Annotated in this window: 1 protein-coding gene; it reads left to right on the top strand. The window is 69.3% G+C overall.

Annotated features, from left to right (window positions below; genetic code table 11):
- Window positions 1-459: 459 nt before the first annotated feature.
- Window positions 460-924, top strand: a complete 465-nt coding sequence (locus ABD366_RS41400) for a nuclear transport factor 2 family protein (RefSeq protein WP_324771288.1) — start codon at window positions 460-462, stop codon at window positions 922-924.
- The last annotated feature ends 115 nt before the right edge of the window (window positions 925-1,039 follow it).

A 1,039-nucleotide genomic window follows, 5' to 3' on the forward strand; every position in this document is an offset into this window, starting at 1 on the left:
GCCTCACCGTCGACAACGCCTGGACCGAGGGCGACCCCACCGTCCTCGCCGGCATCTGAAAAAGACAGAGGCGGCGCGCAGGCCCCCGCCGCAGCGCACGGCCTGCGGGCCGGGACCGTCCAGACATCCCGCGGCAGCGGGTGCGCCCGGCAACACCCCCACGGCGTACACGACCGTCGCCGCTCTCGGCCGACGGCCGATGCCGGCCGAGAACTGTGAAGGGGCCGGGCCCGCCTGCCGCGCCCTGGCTCGCACACCGTTGATCCACTTCGAGCAGTGCCGCACGACACCATGAAACGGGCGCTCACGCTTCCCAGCGTGGCGGCCATTTCATCGGCACAGGCCCCGTTCGTGACGCGAAGCATTCGCTCGAAGACGACCCGGACCAGGCGGCCACGGGCCTGCCCCCGCAAGCCGCCCTCGGCTTCTCCCCAACACGCCCAGCACGATTGGAACCTCATGAGCGACACCTCCGCTCCCGACGACTCGGACCGCACTGAAATCTATGACCTGCTCACGGCCTACGCCTTCGGCCTGGACCGTCGCGACTTCGCTCGCGTCGCGTCCGTCTTCACCGAGGATGCCGAGGTACACAATGTCTTCGACGCCTACCTGTCGGAGGGCGAGAAGTTCAGCGGTCTGACAACGGGTGGCAGCGCTGTCGCGGACGGCGCCCGTCAGTTGTTCAGCAACCTCGACGCGACACAGCACCTGCTGGGCGCCCAGAGCGTCGACATCACGGACACGGGCGCGAAGGCGTCCACACAGATCGTCGCCCACCACCACCGGGGCACCGACTACTACCACACCGGCGGCACCTACGAGGACGACCTCGTGCGCACCCCCGACGGCTGGCGCATCTCCCGTCGCACGCTGCGCATCTCCTGGACAACCGGCAGCCCGCAGGTGTTCCTGGCTCCGTGAACCGTGAAGCGGGCCGGACCCGCTGAAACGACCGGTGCATCCGGTTTCATCGCCGGCGGGGGCGAAGCCGGCCGGCCAGTACGACGCCACTGACATCCGTAACGTCGATGCCCGC

This window comes from Streptomyces kunmingensis (assembly GCF_039533535.1).
GTDB classification, from domain to species: Bacteria; Actinomycetota; Actinomycetes; order Streptomycetales; family Streptomycetaceae; genus Streptomyces; species Streptomyces kunmingensis.

Bases quoted from the DNA above. Each gene is read 5' to 3' on its own strand.
- ABD366_RS41400 (WP_324771288.1), top strand. From the start codon at position 460: ATGAGCGACACCTCCGCTCCCGACGACTCGGACCGCACTGAAATCTAT.